This is a genomic window from Anaerovibrio lipolyticus DSM 3074 (genome assembly GCF_900141865.1).
GTDB lineage: Bacteria > Bacillota > Negativicutes > Selenomonadales > Selenomonadaceae > Anaerovibrio > Anaerovibrio lipolyticus.
In genome coordinates this window covers 52,534-68,118 of the sequence record NZ_FQYW01000007.1, presented here as the reverse complement: position 1 = coordinate 68,118, position 15,585 = coordinate 52,534, and the positions used below count along the sequence as shown (strand labels likewise).

The following is a 15,585-nucleotide window of genomic DNA, read 5'->3' as shown; positions in this document are numbered from 1 at the left end:
TAAAACAATAGTTGGAAATATAAGTAAAAAAATGGGCAGAAGGGTTATGGCTCCTTTGATGGCAGCTGCCTTTTTGATGACACCTGCCTTTGCTTTTGCGGCAGAGGATTTTAGCGGTCTTACAGACGCTCAGGTGTATGAGCTAGGAAATTCCTTCATGGAAAAGCGTGACTATGGACGTGCTCTGGAGGCTTATAATCATATACTGAGTGAAAACAGTGGTTGGGCTTTGGTATATACCAGTCGTGCCAGAACAAAGTTCATACTTGGGGACAGGGAAGGGGCAGAGGCAGATCTGAACACTGCTCTCAGCTACGATCCTAATCTTCCTGATGCCTACTATGTAAGGGGTAGCTTCCTATACATGGAAAATGATTTTGCAGGAGCCGAGGAAAATTTCAATCACGCTTTGGAGCTGTATCCTGATTATGTGGATGCAATTACCATATTGGGAAAGTTGTATTTCGATACGGGGCGGGAAAATGAAGCGGTTAAGGCCATGAGTCTGGCCGTGGAGAAGGCCCCTTCTGCAGCAACCTATGTAAACCGGGCCATTATTTACTCTAAAATACCGGATGCTTCTGCGGCCAACCTCGATTACAACAAGGCCTTGGAGCTGGACCCAAATTGCGTGACGGCCTATTTGAACCGTGGCATGCTGTTTGTGGAGCAGGGGAAATTCACCGCGGCCCGCAGCGATTTTGACAGTGCCATTAAGGCGGATCCGAAAAATGCCAGTGCCTATATAAATAGAGGCTATTTGTCCATGGAGTCAAAGAAGTACGAGGATGCCATGGCAGATTTCAACAAGGCTGTTGAGCTACAGCCGGATAATGCTCTGGCTTACAATGCCAGAGGCTTGGCCAGCCGCAAGGTAGGCAGCTCTGATGAGGCACTACGTGATTTTGACAAATGTATTGAGCTGGCTCCGGATTATGAGGTGGGGTACCAGTCACGGGCCATGCTTCACAGGGATATGGGGGAATATGACAAGGCCCTGCCGGATTTTGAAAAAATAATTGAGCTTAATCCAAATAATCCTTTGGCACATTATGACAAGGGGTGTCTTTATTTGGAAATGCAGCAGCCGGATAAGGCTTTGGAGCTTTTCAACAAGGCCATTGAGCTGGATGGCGGAAATACATACCAGTTTGTTATGAACAAGGCTGTGGCTGAGGCATATCTAGGGCAAAACGAAGCCGCGGTGGCTGATTTTACAAAAGTTATTGATATGACTGATAATTATGTAATGGCCTACCTTTATCGTGGGATTGTCTACAATACCATGGGGATGAAGGCTGAGGCCAAGGCGGATATTGACAAGGTGCTTATGCTGTCTCCTGAAAATCAGCAGGCCAAGGAACTGATGAAAAAGCTTAAATGATATTTCTTAAATGACATTAATGGTGTGAATTTTTTAACTGGAAATGACGATATAGTATATGATATAATACCGATGTTATTTTTGGTATTGCTTGGAGGTTCACGTTGATGGATCCAATTTATTTATCAATTGCTATTCTTGTGGCATCGATGGCGGTCTTTTTCCTGATTTTCAAAGCCTACAGAGATGAAGGCAAGACGCCAAGGTTTCACAGAAAGGCTGCCATTTTGTTTGGTGTCCTTACAGTATTGAATGTTGCCGAAGCAATGGTGCGAGGTGGAGCCGACATCATGCTCATAGTTTGTACTGTACTTACCTCAGTGGCTGCTGCAGTGAATTGGCGTATATACAAGAAGGGGGAGTGAATTCTATGGATATAATGAGCATTGCTGCTTTGTCAGTAGACATGCATCAGCAAGAGGATGCGATGAATATTGGCACAGCTGTAATGAAAATGGCCATGGATACCCAGACTGAAATGATGGATGGCATGCTGGATGCAATGGGTGCTGCTGAAGTGGCAGCTATGACCGGTGTCGGTCAGAACATTGATATCATGGCATAAGACTGCCATAAGGTGAAAAGTCCACTACCTACCTATTAGGTGGTGGATTTTTTTATGGAGAATATTAGTAAATTAGTCAGATATTGCTTGCTATATAGGGGCATTTAATGGCAAAATAATAGGGTATCTGGGAAATTATATCGGATAAAACAAAACTATACTATTTTGATAGGCTTTAAACGCCAGTCAGTATAGAAAAAGGAGTTATTATGAGTACAAAAAAGACGGTGTTTGCGGGATTTTTTGTGGCATTAGGTGTGCTTTTGCCCATAGCTTTTCATGCTTTTGGGCCCGTGGCCAGGATTTTATCCCCCATGCATATTCCCGTGTTTTTGGGTGGTCTGATTTTAGGACCTGTATATGGACTTATTGTAGGTGTGGTTACACCAATTATTAGCAGCTTTTTGACGGGTATGCCTCCATTGATGCCTATGCTGCCAATGATGGTGGCAGAGCTGGGAGTGTACGGTCTGGTTTCCGGGCTTTTGAGCCGTAAGCTGAATCCATGGCTGGCCATGCTGGGGGCCATTATCTGCGGTCGTGCTATGATTGTATTGGTTTTGCTGTTATTTGGGGAAATGCTGCAGATTAAGGCAGAGCCAATAGCTTATGTGTGGGGCGGTATTGTAGCAGGAGCACCTGGTATTTTGATACAGCTTTTGCTGATTCCGTTTATCGTAAAGCAGTTGAAAATGGCCTTTTCTCATCATGAGTTATTCAAATAGGAAATAAATTTAGTTTTTAATAAAGAGCATGTTTAAGGAGCAGGGAAATGAGCAAGTGGAAGATTTTAAGTGGGTTGTTGTGCCTTAGTCTGGTTACTGGCAGTGCATTTGCCGCGGAGGTAGCGAATTACGGCGATGAAGAAGTGGTGGTATATGGTGATGAGACGACTGATAATCATGTGGATACCATCATAGATTTGAAGGATTATAAGGGCGAGGTTAAGTCCGTGCCTGAGCTGCTGCGTGGTACAGCGGGCATTCAGATTCAGGAAAGGCCTGTAGGTGGTGCCGAGGACCAGAGTGTTAAGCTCCGTGGCCATGACAGCCGTCGTTTTCTTGTACTGGTGGATGGTGTACCCCAGAAAAATTCCGGCGTAATGGGCGGCAGCTATTTCAGCTGGGACGCCATGCCAATGGATATGATTGAGAAAATTGAGATTATTAAGGGCGCTAAGTCCTTTAAGTACGGCCAGACCGATGGTGGTGTTATCAATATTATTACCAAGCACACCAATGGGGGACAGATTAAGTTTTCCGTGGGCAGTAATCGTCTGCGTCAGACCTCGATTTACTACAAGGGCTCAGCTGGGCAGCTGGATTATGGAATAAATTATCTGTTTGAGTCCAATGATGGCTACCTGAGAAATGCGGACTATGGCAATAAGCTGTTCGGATTGAATTTGGCCTATCATTTAAGTAGGACGGACAGCATCAAGGTGAATTTCCAGCATAACCGCACCCATGTAGGGCGAGTGGTGGCAAATTATCCAGGTGCCCCAGCAGGCTATAATTCTTATTATCCAACTACTCTCTTTAGTGATGCTTATGGTAATGAGAATCCGAACAGTCCGCTAAATCCTCCATTGGGGGACGGTAGTCGTACTGTGGCCACGGGGAACCGCTTCGATATTTCCTATGAGTCCAAGCGGGACAACGGCACTGACCTACTTACCTACTGGAGAAATAATGAGGATTTGCATGAGGTTAAGGTATCTGGTGGAGTGGTAGCCTATGATCGCCACAATTCCAGCGACAAGTCCTCCGGCTATATTTATCGGGGCACCCGGGTGTTGGATGACAAGCATGAGCTGGCCTTTGGCGGTGAATATACACGCCTGCGCTACGGCTACGGCTGGTATAACGGTGTACAGCCAAACGGTGCTCAAAATCTTTATCCATCTCAAAAAGCGGATGTATGGGGCCTCTATGTGGGGGATACCTGGACCATGGACAAGCGGTGGACCCTGGAATATGGTCTTCGTTATGATACAATGCGGGCTGATCGGGATGATGCCAGAGCCACAGTTGTAAAATCCTACAGTGATAGTGGGTTTTCTCCAAAGCTGACCGCAACGGTGAAGAATGATGACAAGACTACTACCAGCTTGTCCATTAATCGCATTTGGCGCAGTCCATCTATGGCAGAATTTTATTGGTATTATCAGGGTATGGCTCTACCTCCTGCCATGGGAAATCATAATAAGGATGCAGAAATACGCCCAGAAAAGGGCTGGGGCTATGATTTATCAGTGGCCCATACCTTCAGTGACAAGTACGACACCAAGGTATCCCTGTTCTATCAGAATTTCAGCTCCTTCATTAATTTTGTACATACTCAGCCATTCAATGTATATATGCTGAATGGGGTGAAAATATGGGGCTTTGAGTGGGAGAATAATTACAAATTTGATGATTATTCCTCTGTATATTTGAATTACACCAATCAGCATACCTCCAAGGATGGGGCCAAGACCTATGATCACGTGGCCTTGTCTGATGAGCTGGATTATCGTCCTCGTCACATGCTGTCCTTGGGCTACAAATTCCATCGGGATAGCTGGATCCTACAGTATGATATGCATTACATTGGCAATCAGCGGGCTATGTACGGTTATCCGGCAGCTGCACGAGCTGAGAATAGAGTTGTGAATTTGGGCGGCTATGTTGTGCATAATCTTTCTATTACAAAAGAATTTAATAAGCAGACAAGCGCTAATCTGTCGGTGTATAATCTATTTGATAAAAACTACAGCGAAATCTATGGCTATCCAATGAATGGCCGCACCTATGTGCTGAGCTGCAGCTATAATTTCTAAACTTTAATATGGGATTCCCTGGGAGGCTATTTTACGCATGAAAAACTTTATGAGAAAGTATCATGTAAAGAGAAATATTATAAAGTACGTTTTGATTGTTCTGGGCTGTTTTATCGCCAGTGTAGGCATCAATGCCTGTTATGTGCCGGCGCACCTTTTGACAGGAGGCGTTACGGGTATTTCCATGATTATGCTGTTCTCCTTTGGTTTCCCTTTGGGTATACAGTCCTTCCTATATAATATTCCACTTTTGATAGCCGCCTATTTTTTCTTGGGGAAACGCTATCTTATGGATGTTTTTGTGGGAACCATGGTGTTTTCCTTCTGTCTGGACCTTACAAAATTTATGAATGACTTCCATCTGGTGCCTGATCACATGCTGTCGGCAATTTTCGGTGGTGTTTTGTGCGGTATCGGATATGGTATAGTCTTTAGAAATAATGCCAGTACCGGTGGCTTTGATATTATCGGTGCTATTGTGAAGAAATACTATTCCTTCGATATGGGCGTGGTAATTTTTTCCTTTAACTGTATGCTGATGATAGTAGCGGGAGCGCTCTTTGGCGTTACCCAGGCTATGTTCACCCTTATTGGTATGTTCGTGGCAGCCAATATAACGGATAAGGTTATTGCTGGTATTAACCACAGAAAGGCAATTCTTATCGTGTCCAACAAGTCCAGGGAAATCGCCGATGGTATTATCTACGAGGTAGGTAGAGGAGTTACCTTTATCCACGGTCAGGGGGCTTACAGTAACTCTGAACGGGATATTGTCTTTGTGGTGGTGAAAACTACTCAGATTGCCAAAATTAAAGCCATTGTAAATACTGTGGACAGAGCGGCCTTTATGCTGATTGTCTCCGCCAATGAAGTGCTGGGCAGAGGCTTTACCCTGCCTGGTATTGAGCTGGATAAGCTGCGTCAGGGCAGAACACCTGTGGAGACAGATGACTAATATGGCGGTTTTTGGTTTACAACTTTACACATATTTGCTATAGTTATGGGTAGAGTTTGTTAAATGAGACTTGTTTAGTAGGAGGTTTAAGTATGCTACAACAGATTTCTCTTTTCACGGAAAACAAGCAGGGGGGATTGGTGAAAATTACCTCTGTTCTCGCCAAGTCAAATATAAATATTTATACCATGCTGGCCAATGACAGTGCTGAGTTTGGTATTATCCGCCTTATAGTGGACAGACCTGATGAGGCCATCAAGGCCCTGAAGGATGCCGGTTACCAGTGCCGTCTGGACAAGGTTATTGCAGTAACCATGGAGGATGTGCCGGGGTATCTGGACAAGATTTTGTCCTCCGTGGATGGAGCAAATATTGATATCTGTTACCTCTATATTTCCTTTGACCGTTCCACCGGCAAGCCAGTGGCCGTATTTAAAACCAACGAGCCGGAAACAGCCACCTTCCTTTTGGGCAAGGGCTTCAATCTGGTGGAAACCTTTTAATTTTTTATGTGTAGGTTTTAAAAAAACTATATGAAGTAACAAAAAAGCAGAGTCATGGTTATTGGCTCTGCTTTTCTTAAAAGAGGTGAAATAATGTCAGTTGAAATAATACAGGGTCTCCTGATTCCATTTTTGGGCACAAGTCTGGGAGCAGGCTGTGTATTTTTTATGAAGGAACAGCTAAATCCTCTGGTGCAGCGGGGCTTGCTGGGATTTGCGGCGGGTATAATGGTGGCGGCTTCTGTGTGGAGCCTCTTGATTCCTTCCATGGAGCAGGCCATTGACAGCTGGGGAGATGTGCTAAGCTGTATTCCTGCTGTAACGGGCTTTTGGGCGGGAATACTGTTTCTGTTGCTGTTGGACTATCTGATTCCCCATCAGCATTTAAACAGCGACGAAAGTGAGGGCATGAAATGCAAGGCTGCCAAATCTACAATGATGGTGCTGGCAGTGGTTCTTCATAACATTCCTGAGGGCATGGCAGTAGGCGTTTTATATGCAAGCTGGTACAACGGGGCAGCTGACATCACCTTGGGGGCGGCCATAGCCCTGTCTGTGGGTATTGCCATCCAAAATTTCCCCGAAGGAGCCATTATCTCTATGCCACTAAGGGCAGAGGGCTTGTCCAAGGCCAGATCCTTTGTTTATGGTGTCCTTTCCGGAGTTGTGGAGCCGGTGGGAGCGGCCCTTACCATTATATTTGCCGGTATCATTATCCCGGTGCTGCCATTTTTGCTCAGCTTTGCAGCTGGGGCCATGCTGTATGTGGTGGTGGAGGAAATTATCCCCGAAATGTCCGAGGGTGAACACTCCAATATCGGCACCCTTATGTTCGCCGTAGGCTTTTCCCTAATGATGGTTCTGGATACCACTTTGGGATAATAAAAGGCCCTGCATGTTAAAAATGCAGGGCTGTTGCGTTTATTTCACCTTTTCAATTAAATACAAATATGGGGCGGTGGAGTCGTGGTTGGTGAGCTGGCATTTTATCACGGAATACTCATCCTTAGGCAGCTCTTCCAGAAGAATCATAAGGCGTACCCCTTCCTCCTTGCCAGCAGGGTGGCCGGGATAAACCATAATGGAAATGACACCGTTTACCGCCAGCTGCTTCATGGCATTTTCCACTGCCTTTACAGTCACCTTTGGTACAGTGGTAATGGAATGGTCTCCACCAGGGAGGTAGCCTAAATTAAATACTACCAGATCCAACTTTTCATTTACCACCTGGCTGATATTTTCATGGCTGTCCAGTACATAGGTGATGCCATCCTTGAATTTCTCGGTGGTTTTCTTGGTTTTCAGCATGGCTGTTGGCTGAACATCAAAGGCGTAAATATGGGCATCTGGCTTTTTGTGCCGGGCAAGATATAATGTGTCCTTGCCGGCACCGGAAGTGGCATCCACGATTATCTTGGCTGTTTCCAGAGATTTTGACCATACCCCCTGGGCCATGGTCAGCATATTTACCGCAGTCTGCATAGAGAGTCCCTCCATTAAAATTATTAACTTTCTTTAATAATTAAAGCATATCTGCCAGATCCAGCAGCAGGCGTTCAGTCTTTTCCCAGCCCAGACATGGATCTGTAATGGATTTGCCGTATACGCCGCCGTCCACCTTCTGACAGCCGTCCTCAATATAGCTTTCGATCATAAGGCCCTTTACGATATTTTTAATATCAGGGTTAAGATTACGGGAATTAATAATATCCTTGGCAATGCGGATCTGCTCCAGATACTTCTTGCCGGAGTTGGCGTGGTTGGTGTCCACTACAATGGCTGGATTTTCCAGCCCCCGTTCCTCATACATCTTTATGACCTTGGTCAGGGTTTCGTAGTGGTAGTTTTGGCAGGCTGTTTCCTGCGGCATCAACGTATCCACGGAGAATGGAGTGGGCGAAAGTATTTCCCTTGGTCCGGACCTCCCATCCACGGAAAAGGAATTCCTGGGAATGCTGGGCAGCTGCCACGGAGTTTAGCATAACGGATAAATCGCCGCTGGTAGGATTTTTTAGGCCCACAGGGATACCAACACCACTGGCAATCATACGGTGGAGCTGGTCCTCACTGGAACGGGCACCAACTGCTGCATAGCAAAGAAGGTCGGAAAGATAACGGAACACCTCAGGGTAGAGGATTTCCTCGGCACCAGTAAGGCCAGTTTCCTCAATAACGCGGACATTTAACTTGCGGATGGCAATAATACCCTCCAGCATGTCCTCCTCTCCCTCAGGGGAAGGCTGGTGCAGCATACCCTTGTAGCCAACGCCGATTGTGCGGGGCTTATTGGTGTAAAGACGGGGCACGATGAAAATCTTGTCCTTGATCTTTTCCTGGAGCTTAGCCAAACGGGATACATAATCCACTACAGCATCCTCGTTGTCGCTGGAGCACGGTCCGATAATAAGGGCCAGACGATGGTCCTCGCCGGAAAAGATATTCTTGATGGTTTCATCACGCTCCACCTTGATTTCCTTGTATTTCTTTTTGATAGGGTAATCCTCCATCAGACTTTGAGGTGAAGGGAGTACCCTGATGAATTCCATTTCCATGCTCATAATTATCACTCTTTTCTTGCTTAAATTACCCAATAAAATGTCATACGAATATTGTAACATAGAAAAAGAGCTGCGTCCTAATAATATTTTAGGTCACAGCTTTTTTCCTTAGTAAGGCTTAAAATTATAGAATGGTTTAGAATGATTAGAAGTAATCAGAAGTTTTCTTTTACAAAGTTTTGGGCGAAATCCTGACATTCCTTAAGACCAGCGTCGTCAGGGGTGTTATTTATCATAACACCTTCTTTGTAGACCTTGGCACCGTGATCCTTGCAGCGCTGGTGCCAGTCCTGGAGCCATTCCCCGGAGCCCCAGCCATAGGAACCAAAGAGCCCCACTGGAATATCGGCGATTTTATTCTCAGCCTCCTGGAAGAACGGCTCAAATTCAGCCTCCTCCAGCACCTCGCAGCCCATGGCGGAGCAGCCGAAAAGGAAGCCGTCATAGCCATCCATTTTGTCAGCACTGAACTGATCAACGGAATAAAGGTCTGTTTCAGCTCCGGCAGCCTTTGCCCCATCCAGCATAGACTCAGCCATAGCCTTTGTATTTCCGGTTCCGGACCAGTAAACAACAGCAATTTTCATAAATTATCAACTCCTATGTAAACATATTAAATAAATAAGCTAACTTAAAAATATTATCCAATTTATGCGGCACCCATGACATCCAAAAGGCTTTCCCCGGCCCTGAGGCGGTCACACATGGCATTTATACAATCGTTGTAGCACTGAAAAAGGTGCTTTTGGGCGGCTTCGTTGGTATACACCTTCCAGAATCCGCTATAGAGGAAATTCTGTCCCTTATTTTCAATGAAGGCCTGCACATCTGCTGGGGGATACCCCAGAAAAATACCGATTTCATGGGGAAAACCCTCACAATTAGCGATGCGGTTTTTAAGATGCTCCAGCAGGGCGGGAAGGGGTTCCTCATTAATACCCCTTTCCACTGGATAATCAAAACTTCTTAGAATATCTATAGCCAGGGGGCGACGAAGAAGGCGGGTCAGGAGCTGTGGCCTATAAAAAAACATCAGGACATGATTCCTTTGCCGTGAAAGCTGGAGGTATGCTAAACCATGACACTGGAAGCAATTGGCGTGGCTTTCAAGAAAATTCCGGAAGGAGTTATCAGAACCAACTGTAAAAGCCACCATACTGCCACACTTAATTCCCTTAATAGTAGGGGCACAGTGATATGCCATCTGATGTTCATAATTATTGTACATTGATTTATTCATGGAAATCACCCCCTTGACTATTTGATATCCTTTCTCAATTACACAGAAAGTATAACATATATGAGAATGGTTATCAATAGCAAAAACACAAAATGCTATAAAAAAAGCAAAATTATATAAAAATCTAAATGATTTGAAAGCATAAAATAATATTTTTTGTGTTCAGATGAGATAAAAAACAGAAAAAAAGGATTCATTGGGTGAGTGTCGAAGTATACTCTAACATACTATTGATTGTTGCCTTGAAAAATTAATCATGAAATATGAATAATTGTCAGCGCAAAGGAGGCTACCTTTGATGCGAAATAATAAATTTTTCATTATGCGAATATTAATAGCGGCACTTATGGTTTTTGTGCTGCTTCCTTACCAGGTGCTGTATGCGGACGAGATTCCCGATACCCGGGAGCCAGTTCATGTGGGCGTTGTTTTGCAGTCTGGTGTAGCCATGACTACGGATTCAGGGGTGTACTACGGCTTTGACGCAGAATTTATGTATAAAATTGCCCAGTATGCCAATCTTAAGCCAATTTTTCATCCATATAAGGACAATGTTGAAATGTTCAAGGGACTGATATGTAATGACCTCTTGTCAAGTATAAAATGACAGGAATCACCACAGACATGTTCATTTTTCTGAAGACATCGGGAAAGAGCCTCGGAGTATCAGTTCCCGGCTTTGGCCACTCTGATATACGTGGATTGATTACCTACAGGTCAATGGTCCGCCGTGAACTCTACTGTCTAGCTGCGTGGATCACAGATTAAACTGTGCCAACATAGTCCCGTCGTAGATAGCTCGAACCTTGAAATGACCGAAGCCCCTTCAAGATGCCTTCAGTTATTAAGTTATTATTGGCCAGATGTAAGTGGCACCAGCCATCTTACATTTGATTAAGCTATGTTATCTGTCATCATACCCCACATAAAACAGGCGAGCTCTCTGGCTATCGCAGTTTTGGCTACGTTGTGTTTTTTACTTTTCCCAAGAACCATTTTGAAAAATTTTCGTTTTAATCTCTCATTGGCTTTGTCTGCGTATGCAATAACCTGAGGAGTATTGCCTTTCTGACGTGCTTTTAGTGCTTTGGGTTTATATCCAACTGCACCTCTTGTATAACCCTGAGTAGCTTCTGTTAGCAAAACTCGCACATGGCGATTGCCTGCCTTGGTAATACCAAGTCTTGTAGTACTGTCGCCACTGGAATTTTCACCTGGAACAAGCCCTAAATATCCAGCGAATTTTTCTGCTGATGGAAAACGCTTGAAATCACCTACTTCAACCAGGACTGATAAGGCAGTATGCGTCCGCACACCAATGAAACAGCATAGTTTCTTCACTGATTCTCTGTATTCGTCCTTGGCGGCAAGTTCCTCTATTCTTTTATCAATGCGCTCAATCTTATCACTTAAGGTTGTATACGTCAGCAAATATTCATCGAGGATTTCCTTATAAAGAGCCTCAGGATTTAGGTTTTTCAACCATTTTACATGTCCTACAGTCCAATGACTTTTTCCCTCATAACGATAGTTATGCCTCAGGCAGAAGGATAGTATCTGCTGCTTAATCCTTTTTAGAGCAAGTTTATGGTCATCTCTCATTCTGAGATATTCCTTGGTTTCTTCATCAGTGGCTGTAGGGATGTGAACAGGACTGTAATTGTGTTGGGCGAGGCATTTTGCAATTAATTCAGCATCCCGCTTATCAGTTTTTATTCTCTTTCCACTACGTTTTTCAAGCATAGTAGTAGGTGCAAGAATAACGCAGTTAACGTTATGATTTGTTAGCTGATGATATAAAGTATAGCCGAGGCAACCGGCCTCATAACCGCATACAAAGATAGTATCCCTTCCGTAGATGGTTCTAAGGAATTCAAGGTATCTTAAGACTTCCTTATAATCAGCAGGCATGTGTCTGAAATGTGATGCTTTTTCTGTTTCGATCTGGTATTCACATAGAGTAAAACTTTCCTTATGTACGTCCATTCCTACGAAAATTGTGGTATTATTCATATAGTGACCTCCTTTTGTATGCGGTAATCCCTGTTACCCTTTGATTTATCATCTTTAGTATACAGGTAAATCCACGTTGCTACAAAGTGGAGGTCATTACATATTGTCTAGATGATGGGGACATACAGATGGCCCTCGGTATTTCACCTAATCCTGAAAGGCTTGAGAGGTTTTTATTTGGCAGCCATGGATTATTTACCAGTCAGGCCAGCATTAGGGTGCGTGACGATGACCCACGATTCAGCTATGGCAATCCTACCGAATACAATGGCAAGGTTTTGGGTGTAGTGAAATCATCCATTATGTATGATCGGGCCAGGGAGTGGGCCAGCAAGAACGATATTCATCCTATTTTTAAGACCTATGATAACGATGATGAACTTCAAGAGGCTATGAATAACGGAGAAGTGGATGGCATTGTGACCTATGGGTCGAAGCTGACCCACAATTATCGGGCTTCCTTTAATATTGTTGCAAATACCTATTATCCTATTTTTTCAAAGGACCAGATGGCCTTGAAAAATAAGGTGGATGCTGCCATGAGCAGGATTCTCTACGAGGATGTGCGCTACCCTGAAAAGCTCTATGATAAATACCGTCATTTCCATTATCAGGATAGTATACCTCTTTCTGTTGAGGAAAAAGAATATATTGCCAATCATCCGGTGCTGAAGGTGGCAGTCCATGGAATGAATCCACCTATTTCCTATGTGGACAGCAATGGGGATATCCGTGGTGTAGCACCTGACCTGTATAAGCAGATAGCTCAGGAATTAAATTGGCAGGTGGAGTTTGTTGTTTTTAACGATCGTGAAGAGATAGCCAAAGCTCTTAAAGAGGGAGAGGTGGATGTTTATGGCGTGACCTCTCAGGACATAATTGGCAGTGAAAATATTGGCCTGGCCATAACAAAGACATATTTTACTCTTAGCATTTTATGCTTGCGACGTTCTGATGTGGCAGAAATCCATACAGCCGCTTTTGTGGGTATGGTACCGCCAAATGTGGAAAATGCCATAAGGGAAGGGGCACCAAATATGGAGCTTATTTCCTTCCCAACCATTGAGGAATGCTATGAAGCCATGAGCTCCCATAAGGTGGATGCGATATATTGTAATATGGCACAGCTGAACTGGCTGACGGCAAAGCATGGTTCCGGAAACTTTACGGTAGAAGGCGTGGATGATCTGGGGATCGAGTTCAGCGGTCAGCTCATGCCGGGTAATTCCGTCCTGAATTCTATTCTTAGCAAGACTGTCCAGGGTGGTAAAATCAATATTACCAATATCCTCAGCAAAAACTTGTACACGGATCAGACCATTAAGGACTATATCCGTTCAATACCTACCAGTTTGGTGGTAATACTGTTTGTCCTGATTTTGGTTATTACCATCATGGTAAGCTATGCCATGTATACATCCCATAAAAAGCAGGTAAGTGCTGAGCTTAGTGCCAAGCAGGCGGCTCTTGATGCATCAGAGCAGGCCCGTCAGGCAGAGAGCAACTTCCTGTCCACCATGAGCCATGATATGCGCACGCCGCTGAATGGTATTTTGGGATATACCAGATTGGCCCGGAGAACTGAAAATATGGATGAAATCCAGCAGTATCTGGAGCGAATCGACAGCTCCAGTAAATTGATGCTGGCTCTGGTAAATGATGTTCTGGATCTTTCCAAGCTTTCCAGTGGCAAGATGGAGCTTCGTGAAGATAGAATAGTGCCTCATGAGCTGTTTAACATTATCAAGGATGCCATTACCATGAATGCCAATAATCACCACATTGATTTTAAGGCTGATCTCCATGTGGATGATGATGTGGTGGTATATTCCGACCGCCTTCGTCTACAGCAGCTGGCCATGAATCTTCTCAGCAACGCGGTGAAATACACCAAAGCTGGGGGCCATGTGGTTTGGGATGTTCATGTAAATGTGGAGGGTGACAAATCAACTCTTGTTGAAATAATTCAGGATGACGGTATTGGCATGAGTGAGGAATTCCAGAAGCACATGTTTGATGTGTTTACTCAGGAGGTGCGCCAGGAAACCGTAAATACCAGGGGGACTGGTTTGGGCCTTTCCCTGGTGCATAAGTTTATTACCATGATGGGTGGTACCATAGAGGTAGAAAGTAAGCTGAATGAAGGCACTACCTTTATTTTCAGTGTTCCTATAAAGACCGTAAGAGAGGACGCAAAGGCATTGGCTGCGGAAGGAAATTCCGATACAAATAATAGCGAGGCAATATCCAAGGACTTGCTGAAGGATATGCCTATATTATTGGTGGAGGACGATGAAATCAATGCAGAACTTGCTCAGCTTATGCTGGAGGATTACGGGGCAAATATGATTGACTGGGCCCATAATGGCCTGGAGGCTGTGGAAATCTACAGTGTCAGTGAGCCATCCCATTACAAGCTGATTCTTATGGATTTAAGAATGCCGGTTATGGACGGTCTTACTGCCACCAGAAAGATTCGTATGCTTCATCGCCCTGATGCAGGTGTTGTGCCGATAATTGCCATGTCCGCAGATGCCTATGAGGAAGATATTCGCAACTGTATAGAGGCCGGAATGCAGAACCACATAAGCAAGCCGGTGGATATCAATAAACTTATGAAGGCTATTGTAGATGTGCTTTGATTTACTAGGATGCTTTAGATATTTTTGTGTTATACTAAAATATGGAATGATTGTATAGAAACTCGAGGAGAATATTATGGATGATATAAGGATGCCGGTCATTTTTTCCGGACATGGAAGCCCCATGACGGCTCTGGATATGAATGACATTACCGCAGGGATGCGGGCTGTAGGGGAATCTGTCCTCAGAATATTTGGCAAGCCAAAGGCTATATTGGCTATTTCTGCCCATTGGTTTACGGATGGTACCTATATTCAGAGTGCAGCCCAGCCAAAGCAGGAATACGATTTTCAGGGCTTCCCGGAGGCGCTTTCCCAGGTGGCCTATCCTGTTACGGGCTGCGCTGATTTGACTCAGCGGGTGCAGGAGCTGCTGGGGGATAAGGTGTCTGTAAATGACGAATGGGGTATTGACCATGGAACCTGGTCCATACTGGTTCATATGTTTCCGAAGGCAGATGTACCCGTTGTACAGTTATCTGTAAATAAAAATTTCACGGCCCAGGACTGCTTTGATTTGGGCAAAGCCCTTGTGCAGCTTCGCAGTGAGGGATATCTTATCATTGGCAGCGGCAATGTGGTATATGATCCGGAGAAGGTGGGCTATACCTCTGACAAGGTGGCTCTTAGAAACCGGGAGGGCACCCAGGAGGCTATTGCCTTCAATAACTATATTTGCCGTGCTGTGGAATACCACCATGAGGACAGGGCCCTTAATTGGGAAATTGGCCCAAATTCTGAGTATGCTGTGCCAACTGTGGATCATTATTGGCCATTGCTCTATACTCTGGGGGCGGCAGACGGCGACGACGGAGTGGCTGTAAACAGAGTATTTACCATGGGTTGCGTAGCAATGACCATGTTTGCTTTTGGCATGTTCCCAAAGCAGTAATAAATCACCTTG

General features: G+C 44.6%; 17 protein-coding genes. 11 read left to right on the top strand and 6 right to left on the bottom strand.

What is annotated here, in order from left to right; all coding sequences use genetic code 11:
• The first annotated feature begins 31 nt into the window (after positions 1-31).
• The 8 genes from B6K08_RS04420 (at position 32) to B6K08_RS04385 (ending at position 7,110) form a co-directional block, all read left to right on the top strand.
• Entirely contained in the window at positions 32-1,384 is a 1,353-nt protein-coding gene (locus tag B6K08_RS04420) for a tetratricopeptide repeat protein (RefSeq protein ID WP_159446688.1), read from the top strand.
• Positions 1,385-1,488: 104 nt separating this feature from the next.
• Complete coding sequence (locus tag B6K08_RS04415; protein ID WP_143254832.1) at positions 1,489-1,749, top strand: hypothetical protein; 261 nt, start codon at positions 1,489-1,491, stop codon at positions 1,747-1,749.
• Positions 1,750-1,754: 5 nt separating this feature from the next.
• Positions 1,755-1,949 (top strand): YjfB family protein, encoded by a 195-nt coding sequence (locus B6K08_RS04410; protein ID WP_080325501.1) that lies wholly within the window; start codon positions 1,755-1,757, stop codon positions 1,947-1,949.
• Positions 1,950-2,158: 209 nt separating this feature from the next.
• On the top strand, positions 2,159-2,674 hold the full coding sequence (locus tag B6K08_RS04405; RefSeq protein ID WP_080325500.1) for an ECF transporter S component: 516 nt from the start codon (positions 2,159-2,161) through the stop codon (positions 2,672-2,674).
• 47 nt (positions 2,675-2,721) lie between these two features.
• Entirely contained in the window at positions 2,722-4,770 is a 2,049-nt protein-coding gene (locus B6K08_RS04400; protein ID WP_080325499.1) for a TonB-dependent receptor, read from the top strand.
• A 37-nt stretch (positions 4,771-4,807) separates the two neighbouring features.
• Positions 4,808-5,725, top strand: a complete 918-nt coding sequence (locus tag B6K08_RS04395; RefSeq protein ID WP_234985210.1) for a YitT family protein — start codon at positions 4,808-4,810, stop codon at positions 5,723-5,725.
• 92 nt (positions 5,726-5,817) lie between these two features.
• Positions 5,818-6,228, top strand: coding sequence for an amino acid-binding protein (locus B6K08_RS04390; protein WP_027396653.1), 411 nt, complete (start codon positions 5,818-5,820; stop codon positions 6,226-6,228).
• Positions 6,229-6,321: 93 nt separating this feature from the next.
• Positions 6,322-7,110 (top strand): ZIP family metal transporter, encoded by a 789-nt coding sequence (locus B6K08_RS04385; RefSeq protein ID WP_080325498.1) that lies wholly within the window; start codon positions 6,322-6,324, stop codon positions 7,108-7,110.
• A gap of 39 nt (positions 7,111-7,149) precedes the next feature.
• On the opposite strand, the gene B6K08_RS04380 is transcribed toward B6K08_RS04385, so the two are convergent.
• From B6K08_RS04380 to B6K08_RS04365, 5 genes are all read right to left on the bottom strand, one after another.
• A complete protein-coding gene (locus B6K08_RS04380; RefSeq protein WP_159446687.1) occupies positions 7,150-7,710 on the bottom strand; it encodes a tRNA 5-(aminomethyl)-2-thiouridylate-methyltransferase MnmM in 561 nt (186 codons plus the stop codon).
• A 40-nt stretch (positions 7,711-7,750) separates the two neighbouring features.
• Positions 7,751-8,098 carry a DAHP synthetase I family protein gene (locus B6K08_RS14170; RefSeq protein ID WP_268761932.1) on the bottom strand — a complete coding sequence of 116 codons (348 nt, stop codon included), beginning with the start codon at positions 8,096-8,098 and terminating at the stop codon, positions 7,751-7,753.
• The gene (locus B6K08_RS04375) at positions 8,031-8,786 is read right to left on the bottom strand and encodes a 3-deoxy-7-phosphoheptulonate synthase (RefSeq protein WP_268761931.1); all 756 of its coding nucleotides are present in this window, start codon (positions 8,784-8,786) and stop codon (positions 8,031-8,033) included. Before B6K08_RS04375 ends, B6K08_RS14170 begins: the two co-directional genes overlap by 68 nt.
• Before the next feature lie 155 nt (positions 8,787-8,941).
• On the bottom strand, positions 8,942-9,373 hold the full coding sequence (locus B6K08_RS04370) for a flavodoxin (RefSeq protein WP_080325496.1): 432 nt from the start codon (positions 9,371-9,373) through the stop codon (positions 8,942-8,944).
• A gap of 62 nt (positions 9,374-9,435) precedes the next feature.
• The gene (locus tag B6K08_RS04365) at positions 9,436-10,026 is read right to left on the bottom strand and encodes a DUF3793 family protein (protein ID WP_080325495.1); all 591 of its coding nucleotides are present in this window, start codon (positions 10,024-10,026) and stop codon (positions 9,436-9,438) included.
• Between the two features lie 298 nt (positions 10,027-10,324).
• Here B6K08_RS04365 and B6K08_RS04360 point away from each other — a divergent pair, with 298 nt between their 5' ends.
• Positions 10,325-10,633 carry a hypothetical protein gene (locus tag B6K08_RS04360; RefSeq protein ID WP_080325494.1) on the top strand — a complete coding sequence of 103 codons (309 nt, stop codon included), beginning with the start codon at positions 10,325-10,327 and terminating at the stop codon, positions 10,631-10,633.
• Between the two features lie 287 nt (positions 10,634-10,920).
• On the opposite strand, the gene B6K08_RS04355 is transcribed toward B6K08_RS04360, so the two are convergent.
• Entirely contained in the window at positions 10,921-12,039 is a 1,119-nt protein-coding gene (locus tag B6K08_RS04355; protein WP_080325493.1) for an IS110 family RNA-guided transposase, read from the bottom strand.
• Between the two features lie 128 nt (positions 12,040-12,167).
• Here B6K08_RS04355 and B6K08_RS04350 point away from each other — a divergent pair, with 128 nt between their 5' ends.
• Positions 12,168-14,681, top strand: a complete 2,514-nt coding sequence (locus B6K08_RS04350) for an ATP-binding protein (protein ID WP_080325492.1) — start codon at positions 12,168-12,170, stop codon at positions 14,679-14,681.
• Between the two features lie 76 nt (positions 14,682-14,757).
• Positions 14,758-15,573, top strand: a complete 816-nt coding sequence (locus B6K08_RS04345) for a dioxygenase family protein (RefSeq protein ID WP_080325491.1) — start codon at positions 14,758-14,760, stop codon at positions 15,571-15,573.
• Positions 15,574-15,585 lie beyond the last annotated feature (12 nt).

Excerpts from the sequence above, each read along its gene's own strand:
- B6K08_RS04420 (WP_159446688.1), top strand. The coding sequence starts at position 32 with ATGGGCAGAAGGGTTATGGCTCCTTTGATGGCAGCTGCCTTTTTGATG.
- B6K08_RS04410 (WP_080325501.1), top strand. The coding sequence starts at position 1,755 with ATGGATATAATGAGCATTGCTGCTTTGTCAGTAGACATGCATCAGCAA.
- B6K08_RS04405 (WP_080325500.1), top strand. The coding sequence starts at position 2,159 with ATGAGTACAAAAAAGACGGTGTTTGCGGGATTTTTTGTGGCATTAGGT.
- B6K08_RS04400 (WP_080325499.1), top strand. The coding sequence starts at position 2,722 with ATGAGCAAGTGGAAGATTTTAAGTGGGTTGTTGTGCCTTAGTCTGGTT.
- B6K08_RS04395 (WP_234985210.1), top strand. The coding sequence starts at position 4,808 with ATGAAAAACTTTATGAGAAAGTATCATGTAAAGAGAAATATTATAAAG.
- B6K08_RS04390 (WP_027396653.1), top strand. The coding sequence starts at position 5,818 with ATGCTACAACAGATTTCTCTTTTCACGGAAAACAAGCAGGGGGGATTG.
- B6K08_RS04385 (WP_080325498.1), top strand. The coding sequence starts at position 6,322 with ATGTCAGTTGAAATAATACAGGGTCTCCTGATTCCATTTTTGGGCACA.
- B6K08_RS04380 (WP_159446687.1), bottom strand. The coding sequence starts at position 7,710 with ATGCAGACTGCGGTAAATATGCTGACCATGGCCCAGGGGGTATGGTCA.
- B6K08_RS14170 (WP_268761932.1), bottom strand. The coding sequence starts at position 8,098 with ATGCCGCAGGAAACAGCCTGCCAAAACTACCACTACGAAACCCTGACC.
- B6K08_RS04375 (WP_268761931.1), bottom strand. The coding sequence starts at position 8,786 with ATGAGCATGGAAATGGAATTCATCAGGGTACTCCCTTCACCTCAAAGT.
- B6K08_RS04370 (WP_080325496.1), bottom strand. The coding sequence starts at position 9,373 with ATGAAAATTGCTGTTGTTTACTGGTCCGGAACCGGAAATACAAAGGCT.
- B6K08_RS04365 (WP_080325495.1), bottom strand. The coding sequence starts at position 10,026 with ATGAATAAATCAATGTACAATAATTATGAACATCAGATGGCATATCAC.
- B6K08_RS04360 (WP_080325494.1), top strand. The coding sequence starts at position 10,325 with ATGCGAAATAATAAATTTTTCATTATGCGAATATTAATAGCGGCACTT.
- B6K08_RS04355 (WP_080325493.1), bottom strand. The coding sequence starts at position 12,039 with ATGAATAATACCACAATTTTCGTAGGAATGGACGTACATAAGGAAAGT.
- B6K08_RS04350 (WP_080325492.1), top strand. The coding sequence starts at position 12,168 with ATGGCCCTCGGTATTTCACCTAATCCTGAAAGGCTTGAGAGGTTTTTA.
- B6K08_RS04345 (WP_080325491.1), top strand. The coding sequence starts at position 14,758 with ATGGATGATATAAGGATGCCGGTCATTTTTTCCGGACATGGAAGCCCC.